This window comes from Paenibacillus sp. J22FR21, assembly GCF_056269135.1.
In genome coordinates this window covers 254,739-270,976 of record NZ_JBWDNJ010000001.1, presented here as the reverse complement: position 1 = coordinate 270,976, position 16,238 = coordinate 254,739, and the positions used below count along the sequence as shown (strand labels likewise).

The window sequence follows — 16,238 nt, the reverse complement described above, 5'->3', positions numbered from 1 at the left end:
GCCTTGGAAGCAGTAAAAATCAGTAGTATCCGGAACGATAAAAAAAGCAAAAAAAGCCGTCGGAATCATGTCCGAACGACCTCAAAAGTACGATAAGTATGAGTTCACTGCTCCGCTTTGACAACACGAACCAGTCTATGTTCATCATTTTGAAGGAAAATAGCAAATATTTTGTCGCCTTCAATTAATGGTGTTTCTTGTCGGAAATTAGTTTCGCTGAACATACAGTGATCTCCTGTGTCATTGATTGCATCGTAGCAATGCTCATGGGGGCATTCCATCATGGTATACACGGAAACTTCAGTGGGCGTATTGTTCATCATTCCGATGAGCAAAGCTAAGGCCTTAATCATGGAAAGCGTAGTCATTTACATAGGCGCTCCTCTCATTAGCTTATTCACTAAATTACGCTCACTAATGTCGTTATATGCTGCTTAGCAGTAACGCTTATGTCCGAAAAGAAACAGACGCACCACAAACAATAGTGGCGCGTCCCAGTCACTCATTCAAATACGTCGTTACCCGATTCTGGATCAATTTAGCTACTGCATCAGCAGGTTTCTGCCCCGCGAAGAACGCTTTGACTTCCTCTGCAATGATTTTCTGTACGGTTGTCTCATAGCCTATATTTCTTAAGCTGGCTTCGGACAGCATGTCACGGAGAACCTGTAGATTCTCCTCCGTTACTTCGATCTTAACATCTCCGCCTTTACCGCTTACGGCCTTATCAATACCATTCACCTTGACGTTTACGATCGCCTGTTCATTCACCGCTTTATTCATCGAGAATCCTGAAGCTCCCGGGTGTTTCGGGTAAGATTGCATCTCTTCGGACAGCAGAAACTTCATAAACTCCCAAGCGTCTCTTTTCACCTCTGAATTGGCGTTCATGGCAATTTGATTCGTTACAAGAAACGAAATGCCCGACTTTTGATCCGCAGCATGCGGCTTCTGGTATACTTTCCCATCTTTATAATACATGGCAAGTCGTAGAAGATAATCGCTTGGAGAAGTCATTAATGAATAGGATAAGTAGCTTCTGGTGAATTCCGCCGCATCACTTCTTAACTCTTTCTCATCATACATCTCCTTTACTCCCGTCAGTAAATCCGAGAAAATAGGAGTGTCAAACGATGACTTGCCGTTAGCACCATCGATTAATCGGTTATAGTTGTCAGACACGAGATTATTGATCATCGCCTCAGGCGGCAAAAAATTCATGGAATAGGAATGTCCGGTCTTGCCTGCCACCTGCTTGCTGATTTCGGCGAACTGGCTCCATGTCCAGTTTTTATCATCCATTATAATTCCGGCATTCTTGATCCCCTCCGCATCTCCGTACAATGCTTCCAAATAGAATTCGACTGGCATAATATACAGGCCGCCGTTCATTTGGGAACCATCCATAATGTTCATATGGTATTGTTGCGGATCGAAGCTGGGATCCCGTTTCATCCAATTGTCTATGTTTTCGAACGCGCCTTTTCTGACGTACTTATCAATAGGCAGCTCCACAGTCGTAAATGCGAACAAGTCCGCCCCCTTGCCGGACAACACCTCCGTCGTCGTCGTTTTGATATATCGCTCCACTTCAGATGCGCTCATCATGCTGCCGGTTTCAAATTCTTTAAACTGAATCGTCGTATTCGGATGCAGCGCTTCATACTTTTCTTTCGCCAGCTTGTAGATGTCGGTAGTTCCAAGAATAGACACGACAATGGTTTTGGGTTTATCGTCAAGCGGTTCCAGCCCCTGCGGGGTTGCTTCGGCTGCTGCATTCTCTGCAGGTTTTGACTCATCGCTTGTATTCTTTGGCGATTCATTCGCCTCGGGTCGAGATAAATTTCCGGTAGGGATATTCGTGTTCCTGCTTCCCTCGCACGCTGTTAAGCTAAACATTATGATGCAGCTCATGATTACAATTAGAACTCTTGCCATCTTCATTCCCGCTTTCCTCATTTGATAAGTATTAATGGACCATTACTCGAACACGCTCTCCATCTGAAACAGCAGGTGCGCTGCTCTCCAGAATGATCGGTGAATCCGGAAAAATCCCTTGCAGCACGACAGTATCGGTTTCATTCGAATCACCGACTTTGATTGTCGCCTTGCGGACATGGCTTGTATCGCCAAGCGGACCTTTCTTCTCCTCGACGACATAAACGTAAGCAGCATCACCCTCAAGGTGAATGGCGCTGCTCGGAATAACGATGCCGCCATTATCAGCCGAAGACGCAAATCTGAGGTCAATTCGTCCTTGTTCGCCTCCACGGAGCGATTCATGTTTCACGGCAACTACGATGTTCATTTGATTTTCTTTGTTTTGGATCCCCGTAACGCTCCCTTCCAGCTGCTTCTCATCCTCCGCGTGACCGACTTGGACATCCAGCTTCTGTCCAATGCGCAATTTCTCGCTAATCTTAGCAGGTACAAGCAGCTCCATCCGATAACCTTGACTGGAGGAAGCGATATGAACATCGGGACCGGCGCTGGCGGATAGCATATATTCCACGGCACTCACGTTCATCACAGTTCCGTCGAAAGGCGCTTTCAGCTCGCGGTTGCTGACCAGATCCGCCTTCATGCTGTCCAGATTACGCAGCTGCATGGCCAGCGTCAGACGTGCGCTATCGAGATCCCGCTTCGCGCTGCGCAACTGAATCGCATCATCGCTGGCTGCGGCTTCAACATAACGGTCCTGTAAGCCTTGTATGGATAGTTGCTGCTGCTCCAGTTGGGTCTTGGCATCCAGATAACGATTTTCGGCTTCAAGGCTCTCGTAAATGACGAGCGTCTGTCCCTTCTTCACGGTTTCTCCTGCTTTGACCTTGATGGTTTTTACGTTCCAACCTGCTTTGTTCGATAACGAAGCTTCAGTAATTGGCTCCAATACACCGCTTCCGCTAAAGGTCTGAACGAGCTCCTCTTGTCGTCCGATGGTTGTCCATACCTTCGTTAAATTCATCGTTTGCAGCGTATTGCTGAACAGGGTAAGCACGATTAATCCACTGGCAAACAAGATGGCGAGCAGCCGGATCTTCTTCTTCCTGCCTGTATGTTCTTGCTCGATTTCTTGCCTTTCCACTTCCAACAAACCTCCTACCCTTTAATGCCGGACATTTGAACGCCTTCGATAAAATGTGATTCCGCATATAGAAACAACAGCACCATCGGCAACATGTAGAAGACGGATGCGGCGAAACCTATGCCCATTGCTTCCTGCTGAACGACGGAGAGATACACCGACAATGGCTGTCTGAAGGTATCATCGAGAAAGATGAGCGGCTGCTCCACCATGTTCCAATAATCAACGAACAAGAGCACGATCAGCGCCGCGAATCCCGGTTTAATAAGTGGAACTATGATTTGAAGGAAGATGCGAAAATGACCCGCTCCGTCCATATAGGCCGCCTCCACGTAAGCGTTCGGGATCGATAACATGAATTGCCTAAGCATGAACACGCCGAATGCGCCGAAGATACCGGGCAGTATGATGGCACTTGCACGGTTCAGAAGGCCTAATTGATCCGCAATAATATAGTTCGGTACGAGCGTCACTTGAAACGGCATTAACATCGCCACCAGATAAACGAAGAACATCCGGTCCCGACCCTGAAAGCGGAGCTTGGCAAAGGCATAGGCAGCCAGAGAGCCAACAATAACCTGCCCCGATATAATGAACGCAACCATGTAAACCGAATTCCAAAACAGATTTAAATACGTCGGGGTCTCGATCAGCACTTTGCTGTACTGTTCGAACGAAACCCAGTTGGGTATAAGTTTCAGATTGACAAAGGCATCCTTGCCGCCGGCTGCCGTATCCGCCATCTTCCCGATCAAATTATAGTTCGATTCGATTTCGTGTTCCGTCATGAGCGAATTGGTGAAGGATACGATGATCGGCAGCAGCATAACGAATGCGATCAACGCTAGCGGTATCGAGATCGCCACTTTGATAATGGCAGCTTTCAGTTTCATTGATTCTCCCCATCACTCCAAGTAATTAGTAAAGCGCCGTTCTAATGCAAACATCCCTGAAACAAGAACGAGCAAGCAAACCACCATGATTGACGCGGCTGATGTAAGCTTCTGAATATCAAGCGACAAGAACATGTTGTTCATGTAATGCTGCAGCGTATAAATGCTGTCATGCGGATAATCACCCGCGATCAAATACGTTTCCCGGAATATTCGAAACGAGCTGATCAGTCCCATCAGGACGACGAAAAACATCGTTGGCGTCAGGTAGACCAGTGTAATACGGATAAACTTGTGGACCGGGCCAGCGCCTTCAAGATCCGCCGTCTCGTAATAATCTTTTGGTATACTCTGTAAGCCGGCTAGAAACACGATGATGTTGTAGCCGATGTTTTTCCACGCATAGACAATAGAGAGCACGCCTCTTGCCCAATCCGACTTCATCCAATCGATTCTTGGAACGCCAAGTCCATGCAACCAGCTGTTCACTGCTCCGTTCCAATCGAACAGCACTTGCCAGATCAGGACAACGGAAGCGACAGGTACGACAAGCGGCAACACGTACGCGGTTCTGAGCCAATTGCGGAAATACAAGTTCCGATTCAATAACAAGGCCAGCAGCAACGATAAAGCGATCGTGATCGGAACGCTGACGGAAGTAAACAGTAATGTATTCCTCGCTGCTTGAAGGAAGGAATCGCTCGCCAATACCTCCTTATAGTTGTTAAGGCCGACGAATGAACCTTCGGTCGTTCGATTCATAAAGGAATAACGCAAGCCCATCGCGAACGGAATCAAGTAAAAGATTGAGAATCCGATCGCGCTTGGAGCAAGAAATAAGGTTGCAACGACACTGTGCCGCCGCATGATTAAACGAAACATGACCTTCCTCTCTCTCCTTCTCCTTAACGAAGACTCTCGATAACGCCGCTGGTAATCGCAGATGATATTTGCTCTTGAAACGAATTGGTTTGCATGCTCGCTTCTTCGTTCTTATTCGAAATATATCCAAGCTCTAACAGCACAGCCGCCTTCTCGTTCTCGCGGATCACATAATAATCGCCGAACTGAACGCCTCTATCCTTCGTATGCATGTCCTGCTTGAACAATTGATCATGAATGATCTCGGCGATCTCTTTATCCTGCGGGTTGTTATAGTAAGTCGTCATCCCATACACATCGCGGGTTTGAAAAGCATCGAAGTGGATGCTGATGAACAAGTCCGCGTTCTCGGCAAGCGCTACTTCCGTTCTTGCATGTAGCGAAATCGTCGTATCGGCTTGTCTGGTCATGACGACAGTTGCACCTTGCTCGGTTAATTTCTTTCTTACATTTAACGCGGTTAGCAGCGTTACATCCTTCTCATAAGTTCCTTGAGCGCCTGTGGAACCGACATCCTTGCCGCCGTGTCCGGGATCGAGAACAATCGTTTTTCCTTTCAAGGGTAAATTCACATCATTATCCATCACTAATGGCTCTGCTTCGATTGGTTTCGGCTTCGTCGCACCTTCCGTTTGAATTTGAAAGAGACTGGCCGATACGATGACTCCGACAATGGCTATGGCAATTAATTTAGGTGTTGTTTTCATAAATCCATCATAATTGCCGCCAATAAAGACCACATGGAGCCGAAATAAAGATGAAATAAAGATTACTAGCGAAACTAAAAAACGCTTGTCAAGGAGGTGACGAGCACCTTCCTGACAAGCGTTTCAGACCTAACACTGCATTAACGTTTCTTCTTCAAGCTAAAGTAGAATACGACACCATCCTGTGTGTTGGCCGCGCCATATTCGGCTCCGTGCAGCTCCAGAATATTCTTGGAAATGGCAAGCCCGAGCCCTGTCCCGCCACCCTCTCGCTGCCTTGCCGTATCTCCCCGATAGAAGCGATCCCACACTTTATCAAGCTGCTCCTCCTGTATATGGACGCCTCTATTTTCAACGCGTACGGCAATCCCGTTCGCTTCCTCCACCACGGAGACGATGACTTCTTGCTTCTCCGGCGTGTAGCGAATCGCGTTCGTCATGAAATTCGTGATTACCTGCTCGATGCGATGTTGATTGGCAATAACCAAAGCTGGAACAAGCCGAAGGCTTAACCGCAATTGTTTATCCGAAAGTTCGTGCGCCAACTGCTCACAAATCAATTCGATCGACTTATCGATATAAAACTCGTCCATCTGCATCTTATACGTTCCTGATTCGTATTTTGCCAGCTCCAGCATATCGACAATGAGATGGTCCATCTTGTCCACCTCATTCTCCATCGCTTCGAAGTAATGGTCCTTCTTATGCGCCGCTACGCCATCCTTGAGTATCGAAATGCAGCTTTTCATGACGCTGAGAGGAGTCTTGAGCTCGTGGGAGACGCCTGCGATGAAATCTTTTCTCGTGCGCTCCAACTGTTTTTCTTTCTCGATATCCTCCCGCAGCTTACCGATGTAAGAATGCAGCGTAGCAGATAACTGGTTGATATTGCGCGATAGATCCCCGATCTCGTCCTTCGAACGAACAGGAATGCTTTCCGAGAAATCGAGATTTGCGATCTTCTTCGTCGTCTGATTGATGCGCAGCAACGGTCTTGCGATTTTCATGGAAAAGTAAAGCGATGCAATCAAGATGAGCACCAAAACAAACACGACGATATACACATAATAGTCCTTCATCATTTGAACAGCTTCATCTACCGGCTGCAGCGATGCCATGGCGAAGATATAGTTTGTCGTCCCATTGTCATATTGAACAGGCTGGATGAACAGTTTATACTTCACGTTATTCTGCTCATAATCTTGAATGACCAGTGAATCGGCAAGTTGAAGCTTCTCAAATAACAGCTTTGCTTGAAACGCATTGATCTGTTCCAGGAAAAGCGGATTGGAATAGATCACATCTGATAATCCTCCGCCTTGCGGAAGCCGAATGTCCGTGACGACTCCGAATAGACTCACATAAGACGAAGTTCCCGAGTCGATTGGTTTCCTTATCTCCATTTTATCGCCGACCCCAAAAGCCTTACGCTTAAAAGTCTCATTGGCATATATGATTTCCCCGGATGGATGATGCAACGTAATCGGGATAAGCAAGGAATGACTCTTTATCCCTTGAATAATCAGATCGACTCCGGCTGTAAGCAATGATTGACCCGAAGCGGCTTCTTCCACGCTCATGAGCTGATAGAGAGGAACTTTAAAGCGCTGCTTCTCCTGCTCTTTGGTTAAAGTCTTAAGCAATCGGATTTCCAGATAAAAGTCGTTAATATGCTTTAAGTTACCATCGTGATCCAAGCTTGTGATGGTTACATTGTTATTCCTGTAGAAATCTTGCTCCAGCGATTGGATAGCAAGCGCATTTCCTCTTGCTTCCAAATAGGAGTTCTTAAATTCACCGATCTTCGCTTGCAAGTCGCTTACTTTGCGATTCGCGTAATACTCTTTGAAGAAAACCGTTTGTCCGATATAAATCGTCGCCAATATTAACATGCATAGCGTTGTTGTAAGCACGAACAATTTCAGCACGATGCCGCTTCTCATATCTGCCCCTCGAACTTATAGCCTGTCCGAACAATCGTAACGATCAAATGAGCCTTGTCGCCCAGCTTCGTGCGCAAATTGCGAATATGCGTGTTCACCGTGCGATCATCTCCGGCGTACTCATAACCCCATATTTTCGAAATCAGCTGCTCTCGTGAAATGACAATCCCCTGATTGTTCATGAGGTAGGTAAGAATCTCGAATTCGGTATGTGTGAGTGTAATTAAAGTCCCTTCGATCGTAACGGTCCGCGATGGAAAATGAACCTTGATCCCATTCATACTTAATGCGTCCTCCGGCTGCGCCAGCTTTCCGATTCGGCTGCGACTTTCGATGAGCCGCTTCGCCCTTGCAAGCAGCACCGGGGGACTATATGGCTTCGTTACATAGTCGTCGGCACCCAGTTCGAAGCCAAGCAGTGTGTCGTCTTCATCGGCACGGGCAGTCAACATGATGATCGGGACGTCTGAGGATTTGCGAATTCTGCGGCATACCGACCATCCATCTAATTCCGGCAGCATAATATCCAGCACGATCAGATCCACTTCATGTTCTTGAAACAACGCCATCGCAGCTTTCCCATCAGCCGCTTCAAGCACCTTATATCCTTCGTTCAAGAAATAATCTTTACTGATTTCACGCAATATTTCCTCATCTTCGACGATCAATATCGTTCTCATGCTGCCGCCCCTATTTCACGGATTTTCTAGAATCAGTTTAACAAACAGAAGAGTGGAAACATAATTTCTGCTGCGTCCCTCAATGCCCAATTGTACAATCCCATAATGAAGAACACATTCAATTGAGATAAAGATAAGATAAAGATCGTCATAATTATTAAAGATTGGTTACCTATATCCCGATAATTAAGTGTAAGTTGATCACCTAAGTTAGGAGGAGACACATGGACATCGCAGCGTTATCAACATCCTTAGCCCAAATCAATTTGTCCCAAGCGGTTGGAATCAGCGTTCTAAAATTGGCTAAAGATCAAGCTATGAGCCAGTCACAGCAAATGGTTCAAATGATGGAACGAAGTGTACAACCACATTTAGGTGGAAATCTAGACATAAGTGGATAGTAGATGCTGAGAGAGCCGAAAGCCTTGAGATTCAAGGCTTTTTTTGTTTGAATTCGGGCATGGTCCGTATATGAAAGTAGCCTCTTCTCTATCAAATGCGTACATCAATAACATTTGATAGATTCGCAACATATACTACTATGATCTAATGAAAGGAGTTGATTCTAATGGCAGGTTCAACTAACAACAGCGATTCACGAGGCAGAAACAACGGTTGGGAAAACAATAGCAACGGCTGGTGGGAATGGCAAGGCAGCAATGGCTCGAATGGCAGCAATGGTTCACGTGGCAGCAATGGTTCGCGCGGCAGTAACGGTTCGCGCGGCAGCAACGGCTCTCGCGGTTCACATGGTTCTCGTGGCAGCAATGGTTCGCGCGGCAGCAACGGTTCGCGCGGCAGTAACAGTACGCCGTTTACAGTCCCTCCACGTAATGAATAATTGAATATGAACTACTTCAAAATGGCCCATTTCTATGGGTCTTTTCGTTTCCTAAGACGATATTTCTATTGAAAGTTAACGCTTTCATAAGTATAATAATGGAATCAAAAGGAGGTTTTTACATATGAATGATGACCAACAGGACAAACCCTTTTACTACGATGGAAGTGGTCATCTACCGCTTCCCTCCGAATCCCGGCAAAGCAAGGAACATTCGGATTCAGATCGTACAGACATCACTCAGCCTGCACAGATGCGTACAGTTACGTTTGACTGCGAATTTGATAACAGCATGTGGTTTGGCAGCAACGTCATCGTTGAGAGGGATGGCGCAATAGCCGGTTCGGGACTTGTAGAAGAGTACAATGACAACGATGTTCGCATAGATCGTGAGTGGCATCCGCGTCGTCTGTCTTCGTTTAAGATTTCTCCTTCGACTTCCAAACGTTAATACATAGTCAGAATGTCGAGAAACCCAACGTTTTTTTAGAACGTTGGGTTTCTCTTTATTTTGTTCGCGCTACTCCGCTCCATGTCGATGCCGATAATCGGATGGCGTGCACTGGTATACAGAACGGAACATTTTGCAAAAATAACTAAAGTTGTCGAAGCCCGACTCCAGTGCCGCTTCGCCGACTGAAGTGTTGCTGTCTGCAAGCAGTGCTGCCGCAATCCGAATGCGCTGCAAATTAATATACTCGATCGGAGTTTTGCGCATGAAGGACTTGAATACCCGCGTAAAATGTCCCTCGCTCATTCCAGCCTCAGCAGCCAGTTCCTTGATGGTCAGCTTACGTGCATAATGGGCGTCGATGTAAGACAATACGGTCTTGAGCCGTTCCTGCGTATGCATGTCGAGCGATGAACGCGGCTCTCGGCGCACGAATGCTGATTGCGAAACGTATTCCGCGAACAGCTGGTACAGTCCTGCTTTCAACCGCAATGGTTTCGCCGGCTCTTCCGAATGTTCAAGCGCAAGAAGCGGTGCCAAATGCCGGAGCAGTGCCGAGGTTAGCCCTGACCCCAAGGCAGCATGCGGTTCGGGCACTAATCGTCCGCGTTTGATCGGTTCAAGAAACTGACTGGTCAAGCTGTCCCCTTGGCTCATCAACCAATCCAAATCAAAGACAAGCGCCGAATAAGAGCAAGGCCCGCCAATCGGTGAATATCCGCCATGCAGCTCACCTCCGGGGATGAACAACACCTCTCCTGCCCGAACCGTGTACGTCGACAGCCCGATTTGGAACACCGCTTCCCCGCTCTCCACCACCAGAAATTCCGCTTCCTCATGCCAATGGTTATCGAGAATCGGCTCGCCTGCCCCCTGCTCCATGCGATAGATGCCGACCGGAAGTCCGGGACTGCCATGCCGCCTGTTTTCATGCAAATGATGGATATCCATCGATCCCACCCCAAATATCATAATCGTATTAACTTATAGCATAATAATGCAAGATAAACTATTTTTAAATCAGTATACTGTTATTATAATCGCACAATTAAACCGAATTTGAAAGGATGGACGATACACAAAATGAAATTCAGCGACGGATATTGGATGACGCGCGAAGGCTATCAAGTACTCACCCCTTACGAAGTGCATAACGTAGAGGTTTCAGGCAATAGCATCACCGTTTATGCCACGCACAGCCACTTGGAGCACCGCGGCAATACGTTGAACGCGCCTCTAATGACAATGGAATTCTCTTCGCCGATGAAGGATATTATCCGCGCGAAGTTTTATCACCACAAAGGCGCTCGCCGCCTCGGTCCTTCTTCGTTCCCACTGCTCGAAGCCAGTCAAGCGCCTGTTGAGATCGAAGATTCGGCTGATGCCGTAACGCTCAAGAGCGGGGATGCCGCAGTTACAATTACGAAAGCGCATCCGCTTTCGATCACCTACACCTACAAAGGGAAGAAGCTCACGCGCAGCGGCTTCCGTTCGACTGGTTTTGTCAAAGCAGACAACGGCAAACATCATTTCCGCGAACAGCTTGACCTTGGCATCGGTGAGACGGTATACGGACTCGGCGAACGCTTCACCCCTTTCGTGAAGAATGGTCAAGTCGTCGATATCTGGAACCAAGATGGCGGCACGGCTACCGAGCAATCGTACAAAAACATTCCATTCTATGTGACGAACCGCGGCTATGGCGTATTCGTTAACCATCCCGAGCTCGTTTCCTATGAAGTGGCTTCGGAGAAAGTATCCAAGGCTCAATTCAGCGTGGCCGGAGAGTCGCTCGAATATTATGTAGTAGGCGGCGATACGCTTAAGGATGTTCTGTCGAACTATACATCGCTCACCGGCAAGCCTGCACTACCGCCTGCTTGGTCGTTCGGCTTATGGCTCACCACATCGTTCACTACGAATTACGATGAAGCGACAGTGACAAGCTTCGTCGACGGCATGGCTGAACGCGATCTTCCGCTTGCCGTATTCCACTTCGATTGCTTCTGGATGAAGGAATACGAGTGGTGTAACTTCGAATGGGACGAGCGTGTATTCCCGGATCCGAAGGGCATGCTGGAGCGACTGAAAGCAAAAGGCCTTCATATCTGCGTTTGGATTAACAGCTATATCGCTCAGCGCTCTCCTTTGTTTGACGAAGCGGCCGAGCACGGTTACCTGTTGAAACGTCCGGATGGCAGCGTATGGCAGACCGATATGTGGCAATATGGCATGGGCATCGTAGATTTCACCAATCCTGCCGCTTGCGACTGGTTCAAGAGTAAGCTGGCTGTGCTGCTCGATATGGGCGTGGACAGCTTTAAAACCGATTTCGGCGAGCGTATCCCGACAGATGTCGTTTACTTCGACGGCTCCGATCCACAGCAAATGCATAACTACTATACACAGCTGTACAATAAAGTCGTCTTTGAACTGCTGGAAGAGAAACGCGGTAAAGGCGAAGCAGCATTGTTCGCTCGTTCCGCGACGGCCGGCGGTCAGCAATTCCCGGTACACTGGGGCGGCGACTGCGAGGCCACGTATGAATCGATGGCAGAGAGCCTTCGCGGCGGCCTATCTCTTGGCTTGTCCGGCTTTAGCTTCTGGAGCCATGACATCGGCGGTTTCGAGCAAAGCTCCCCACCGGATCTATACAAACGCTGGGTCGCATTCGGCTTGCTCTCCAGTCACAGCCGTCTGCACGGCAGCACATCGTACCGTGTGCCTTGGCTGTATGATGAAGAAGCAGTCGATGTCCTTCGTCACTATACGAAACTTAAATTGCGCTTAATGCCGTACTTGTTTGGTCAATCCGTGCAATCCGTTAAGATCGGCCTGCCGGTTATGCGCGCAATGGTGCTTGAATTTGGCGAAGATCCAACCTGCGATTACATTGACCGTCAATATATGCTTGGCGATTCCATGCTGGTTGCCCCAATCTTCAATGCCGACGGTGAGTCCACGTACTACCTGCCAAAAGGCACATGGACGCACTACTTGAGCGGTGAACAAGTGGAAGGCGGCGTATGGCGTACAGAAACTTACGATTACTTCAGCATGCCGCTGTTTGTCCGCGAGAACTCGCTGATCGCAGTAGGCTCCGAAGACAGTCGCCCCGATTACGATTACGCGACTGGCGTTACGCTTTCGCTGTACGCGCTTCAAGATGGCGCAACTGCTGCTTCTGTGGTGACAACCGTTACAGGTGAAACCGCGTTTACGGCTGCAGCAAGCCGCAACGGTTCCACGATCACGATCGATACAGATGGCACATCCGAAGGCTGGAGCGTAATTCTCCATGGCGAACATGCAGTGGCTTCCGTTCAAGGCGGACAAACCGACACCGCTCCAGAAGGCGCTCGAATTATTCCATTATCCGGAGCATCCAAATTGGTTATCGAGCTAGCTTAATTCTCCATTCAACAACAAACGAGCTGCTTCAAAAGTGCAACTTACGCCTTTTGAAGCAGCTTTTTCCGTTCCTATTCTCTCCTAACAAAAAAGCCCGCCTCAACAAAAGTTGAGACGGGCTTCTTCCTGCTATGCTTCCACTTAACCTTTAACCGCTCCGGCAACCATCCCTTTGATGATATACTTCTGCAGGAACAGGAAGACTGCAATCGGCGGAATCGAGGTATACACGACAGCCGTTAATGCATACTGCCACTCACTCTTATACTGGCCAAAGAATTTATACGATGCCAATTGCAATGTCGCCTGCTTGCCATTGAGCATAAGAAGCGGCAGCAGGAAGTCATTCCAAATCCACATCACGTTCAGGATGATAACGGTGCTGATAACCGGAACCATGACCGGGAATACAATGCGAATGAACACTCCATAACGCGAAGCACCATCGATAGCGCCGCTCTCTTCAAGCTCAATCGGCAGCGACTTGACGAACCCGTGGAACATGAATACCGCGAGCGGAGCACCAAGCCCCCAATAAATAATACCCAATCCGCCAAGCGAATTGATAAGATGGAATGTCTTAGCGAGCTTCGTCAACGTAATCATAAAGGACTGGAACGGAATCATCATTGGCGAGATCGCCAGGAAGAACAGCACCGTACTTAATCTTGACTTCGTTCGTGAAAGCTTATAACCGGCCATAGAACCGATAATAACAATGCCGGTCACGCTAATCAATGTAAGTAAGAAGGTATTCATGAACAGCTTCGGATACCCCATGAGGCCCCAAACTGCTTGATAATTGTCGAACATAAGCGTCTTTGGAAGCGCCAAGATGTTAGTCAGAACCTGCTCGTAGGTCTTGAATGAGTTGAACACAACAAGGAAGAGCGGATACAAGAACAACAGGGCCAAGATCGCAATGGCAATCTCCAGAATGAAATTAAATCTCTTTTGACTGCGATGTGTCATGCCTCCACCTCCCTGCTTTTCGTAAAGCGAACTTGAATGATTGTAATGAGCAGGATGAGTACAACGAACACCAGCGATTTAGCCGTTGCATAACCAAAGCGATTATTGACGAAGGCTTCGTTGTAAATATCAATGGTGATGCTGTTCGTAGCGCCGCCCGGTCCACCGAAGGTTAACGTATAGATGATGTCAAATACTTTCAGCGAGTTCGCTAAGGACAGAAATAACGCGACCGTGATGGAAGGCATAAGCAGCGGCAACGTGATTTTGAAGAACCGACTTATTCCCACACAGCCGTCAATGGATGCTGCCTCGAGCAAATCACCGGGAACGGACTGTAAGCCCGTAATGTAGATCATCATGTAGAATCCGACCGACTGCCAAATCCCAACGAACAAGATCGACCAGAACGCCAGATGCGCGTTCCCCAGCCAGCTCCATTGAAACATGTCCCAGCCCGTAGCCGAGTACAAGACGTCGAAGCCTTTCGTGAACATAAACCGCCAGATAAAGCCGATAATAATTAAGCTGATGATGTAAGGCACGAAGAATGCTGTCCGATATAAGCCGCGTAATTTGAGCGCTTTCGTCAAGACTACCGCGAGCAAGATGGCAACTACATTCGTCAGCACAACTGCCAGCAATGTGTATTCTAGCGTGAAGACAAGCGCCTTCAGCGCGTTTGTGTCTGAAGTTAGAAGTTCTTTGAAGTTCTTCAATCCAATAAATTTAATATGTTTGCCTACGCCATTCCATTTGGTTAAAGAGTAGTACATGGACATCATAAAAGGGATGATGGCCGAAATCAGAATGCATACCATGGCCGGTACGACGAAAACGCCAAACTCAATTCTGCTTCCCCATTTGTTGCGTGTCTTCATCATCTCACTCCACCCGAATGCTGTAATGACAGCCATGGCCGGAATTTTGCTTCCGGCCGGACTGCCTACTAGATGTTAAACTGCTGATTAAACGAATGTTATTCTGCAGCTTCCGCTAAAGTACGGTATGTTTTGTTCATTTCTTCTTTTGCTTCGTCTGCACTTGCTCCGCCTGCAATGTATTTCTGCAGAATTTCGCCGGCTTTCTGTTCGAAGCCATCCGGCCAGTAGCCTTTAACCCAAGGGTATGTCACGCCGTCTTTAAGAATCGTTTGCGTTTCTTTGGACAGCTGCGCGTCTGGGAACGGTGCAGTGGCTACCGTAGAAATTTGTTTCGTACCTACTGGAATGAAGGCTTTACCTGCTTCGGAAGTTGTCATCCAATCCAGGAATTTCAGCACTTCTTTCAAGTTCTCGGAATCTTTGTTGACGCGCCATACGATATTGGAGTCAACCATAAGGCCTGCTTTGGAACCGTCATCTCCGACCGGACCTGGCATAAAGCCCATATCGATGCTCGGGTTCAGCTTGCGAACGGAGTCCTCAACCCATGTGCCTTGATGCATCATCGCTGCTTTACCTTCTGCGAACAGGGCAACCTGCGAGTTCAGATCGGTTTCAAGCGGCTTTGGATTGCCGTATTTCGTAGTCAAATCGATTAGTTTGAAGACGTTAGCGGCTGCCGGAATGTCGAACAGCTTCTTGTCGCCTGCACTCAATTCGTCAAACGTCTTCGCGTAGTCGCCGCCCATAGATGCAAGCACCTGCGTGAAGGTTTGCTCCAGTACCCACCACTCTTTGTAGCCGTTAGAGAATGGGATGATGCCTTTAGCTTTCAACTTCTTAGCTGCATCTTCGAGCTCTGCGAATGTTTTCGGCAGCTCCGTGATGCCTGCATCTGCAAATAGCTTCTTGTTGTAAACGAATGAATGAGCCTGCAGGACGAGCGGGAAACCAAGCACTTTGTTATCGAGCGTAACGCCCGGAAGCGCAGTAGGCACGATGTTCTTCATGAACGGCTCGTTCGTCAGGTCGTACACATAATCTTGATAGGTCTTATTCTCGTTATAAGCACCCGTCATGAAGATATCAGGGATATCGCCAGAATTAATGCGGGATTTCAACAAGGTCGGATAGTCATCCTGATGAATCGTTGCTGTAATCGTAACGTTCGGATGTTCGATCTTGTAATCGGCAGCCAGCTTATTGATTGCTTCCGTCATCTCCGGCGCGTACTGGAGAATGTTGATCTCTACCGGTTCCGTGTTAGTACTACTGTTTTCATTCGTGCTATTATTGTTACTGTTCGCATTGCTTCCGCATGCCGTTAATATTGCTGGTACAAGCGCTGCGGTCGCTGCCAGTGTTACCCATCTTTTCGCTGCCATAATCGTAAGCCTCCCCTGGTTGTTTAACGCTTACAAACTAGTATTCTTATCTTGCTGCTCCCTTATTTTCGTCTGAAACGCCCTTGCGAACAATGTAAAAAACA

At 47.8% G+C, this 16,238-nt stretch carries 16 protein-coding genes; 4 read left to right on the top strand and 12 right to left on the bottom strand.

What is annotated here, in order from left to right; genetic code table 11:
- Positions 1–104 precede the first annotated feature (104 nt).
- The 8 genes from AC0YNS_RS01235 to AC0YNS_RS01200 form a co-directional block, all read right to left on the bottom strand.
- Positions 105–368: a hypothetical protein gene (locus tag AC0YNS_RS01235; protein WP_475779266.1), complete on the bottom strand. Its 264-nt coding sequence runs from the start codon at positions 366–368 to the stop codon at positions 105–107.
- 130 nt (positions 369–498) lie between these two features.
- Positions 499–1,944 carry an ABC transporter substrate-binding protein gene (locus tag AC0YNS_RS01230; RefSeq protein ID WP_475779265.1) on the bottom strand — a complete coding sequence of 482 codons (1,446 nt, stop codon included), beginning with the start codon at positions 1,942–1,944 and terminating at the stop codon, positions 499–501.
- A gap of 25 nt (positions 1,945–1,969) precedes the next feature.
- Entirely contained in the window at positions 1,970–3,085 is a 1,116-nt protein-coding gene (locus AC0YNS_RS01225; RefSeq protein ID WP_475779264.1) for an efflux RND transporter periplasmic adaptor subunit, read from the bottom strand.
- A gap of 14 nt (positions 3,086–3,099) precedes the next feature.
- Positions 3,100–3,978: a carbohydrate ABC transporter permease gene (locus tag AC0YNS_RS01220; protein ID WP_475779263.1), complete on the bottom strand. Its 879-nt coding sequence runs from the start codon at positions 3,976–3,978 to the stop codon at positions 3,100–3,102.
- 12 nt (positions 3,979–3,990) lie between these two features.
- Positions 3,991–4,860 carry a carbohydrate ABC transporter permease gene (locus tag AC0YNS_RS01215; protein ID WP_475779262.1) on the bottom strand — a complete coding sequence of 290 codons (870 nt, stop codon included), beginning with the start codon at positions 4,858–4,860 and terminating at the stop codon, positions 3,991–3,993.
- Between the two features lie 23 nt (positions 4,861–4,883).
- Entirely contained in the window at positions 4,884–5,567 is a 684-nt protein-coding gene (locus AC0YNS_RS01210; RefSeq protein ID WP_475779261.1) for an N-acetylmuramoyl-L-alanine amidase family protein, read from the bottom strand.
- A gap of 140 nt (positions 5,568–5,707) precedes the next feature.
- Entirely contained in the window at positions 5,708–7,510 is a 1,803-nt protein-coding gene (locus tag AC0YNS_RS01205) for a sensor histidine kinase (protein ID WP_475779260.1), read from the bottom strand.
- Complete coding sequence (locus AC0YNS_RS01200) at positions 7,507–8,190, bottom strand: response regulator transcription factor (RefSeq protein ID WP_475779259.1); 684 nt, start codon at positions 8,188–8,190, stop codon at positions 7,507–7,509. The genes AC0YNS_RS01205 and AC0YNS_RS01200 overlap by 4 nt, the downstream gene beginning before the upstream one ends.
- 224 nt (positions 8,191–8,414) lie before the next feature.
- On the opposite strand from AC0YNS_RS01200, the gene AC0YNS_RS01195 reads away from it, so the two are divergent.
- The 3 genes from AC0YNS_RS01195 (at position 8,415) to AC0YNS_RS01185 (ending at position 9,482) form a co-directional block, all read left to right on the top strand.
- A complete protein-coding gene (locus AC0YNS_RS01195; RefSeq protein WP_475779258.1) occupies positions 8,415–8,591 on the top strand; it encodes a YjfB family protein in 177 nt (58 codons plus the stop codon).
- Between the two features lie 167 nt (positions 8,592–8,758).
- Entirely contained in the window at positions 8,759–9,031 is a 273-nt protein-coding gene (locus AC0YNS_RS01190; RefSeq protein WP_475779257.1) for a hypothetical protein, read from the top strand.
- Between the two features lie 124 nt (positions 9,032–9,155).
- Entirely contained in the window at positions 9,156–9,482 is a 327-nt protein-coding gene (locus tag AC0YNS_RS01185) for a hypothetical protein (RefSeq protein ID WP_475779256.1), read from the top strand.
- Between the two features lie 69 nt (positions 9,483–9,551).
- Here AC0YNS_RS01185 and AC0YNS_RS01180 read toward each other — a convergent pair whose 3' ends face one another.
- Entirely contained in the window at positions 9,552–10,433 is an 882-nt protein-coding gene (locus AC0YNS_RS01180; RefSeq protein ID WP_475779255.1) for an AraC family transcriptional regulator, read from the bottom strand.
- Between the two features lie 132 nt (positions 10,434–10,565).
- Between AC0YNS_RS01180 and yicI the strand changes: the two genes are divergently transcribed.
- Complete coding sequence (gene yicI, locus AC0YNS_RS01175) at positions 10,566–12,893, top strand: alpha-xylosidase (RefSeq protein ID WP_475779254.1); 2,328 nt, start codon at positions 10,566–10,568, stop codon at positions 12,891–12,893.
- 141 nt (positions 12,894–13,034) lie between these two features.
- On the opposite strand, the gene AC0YNS_RS01170 is transcribed toward yicI, so the two are convergent.
- The 3 genes from AC0YNS_RS01170 to AC0YNS_RS01160 all read right to left on the bottom strand — a co-directional run bounded on the left by AC0YNS_RS01170 (position 13,035) and on the right by AC0YNS_RS01160 (position 16,134).
- Positions 13,035–13,865, bottom strand: coding sequence for a carbohydrate ABC transporter permease (locus AC0YNS_RS01170; protein ID WP_475779253.1), 831 nt, complete (start codon positions 13,863–13,865; stop codon positions 13,035–13,037).
- On the bottom strand, positions 13,862–14,749 hold the full coding sequence (locus AC0YNS_RS01165) for a carbohydrate ABC transporter permease (protein WP_475779252.1): 888 nt from the start codon (positions 14,747–14,749) through the stop codon (positions 13,862–13,864). The genes AC0YNS_RS01170 and AC0YNS_RS01165 overlap by 4 nt, the downstream gene beginning before the upstream one ends.
- A gap of 95 nt (positions 14,750–14,844) precedes the next feature.
- Positions 14,845–16,134 (bottom strand): ABC transporter substrate-binding protein, encoded by a 1,290-nt coding sequence (locus AC0YNS_RS01160; protein WP_475779251.1) that lies wholly within the window; start codon positions 16,132–16,134, stop codon positions 14,845–14,847.
- Positions 16,135–16,238 lie beyond the last annotated feature (104 nt).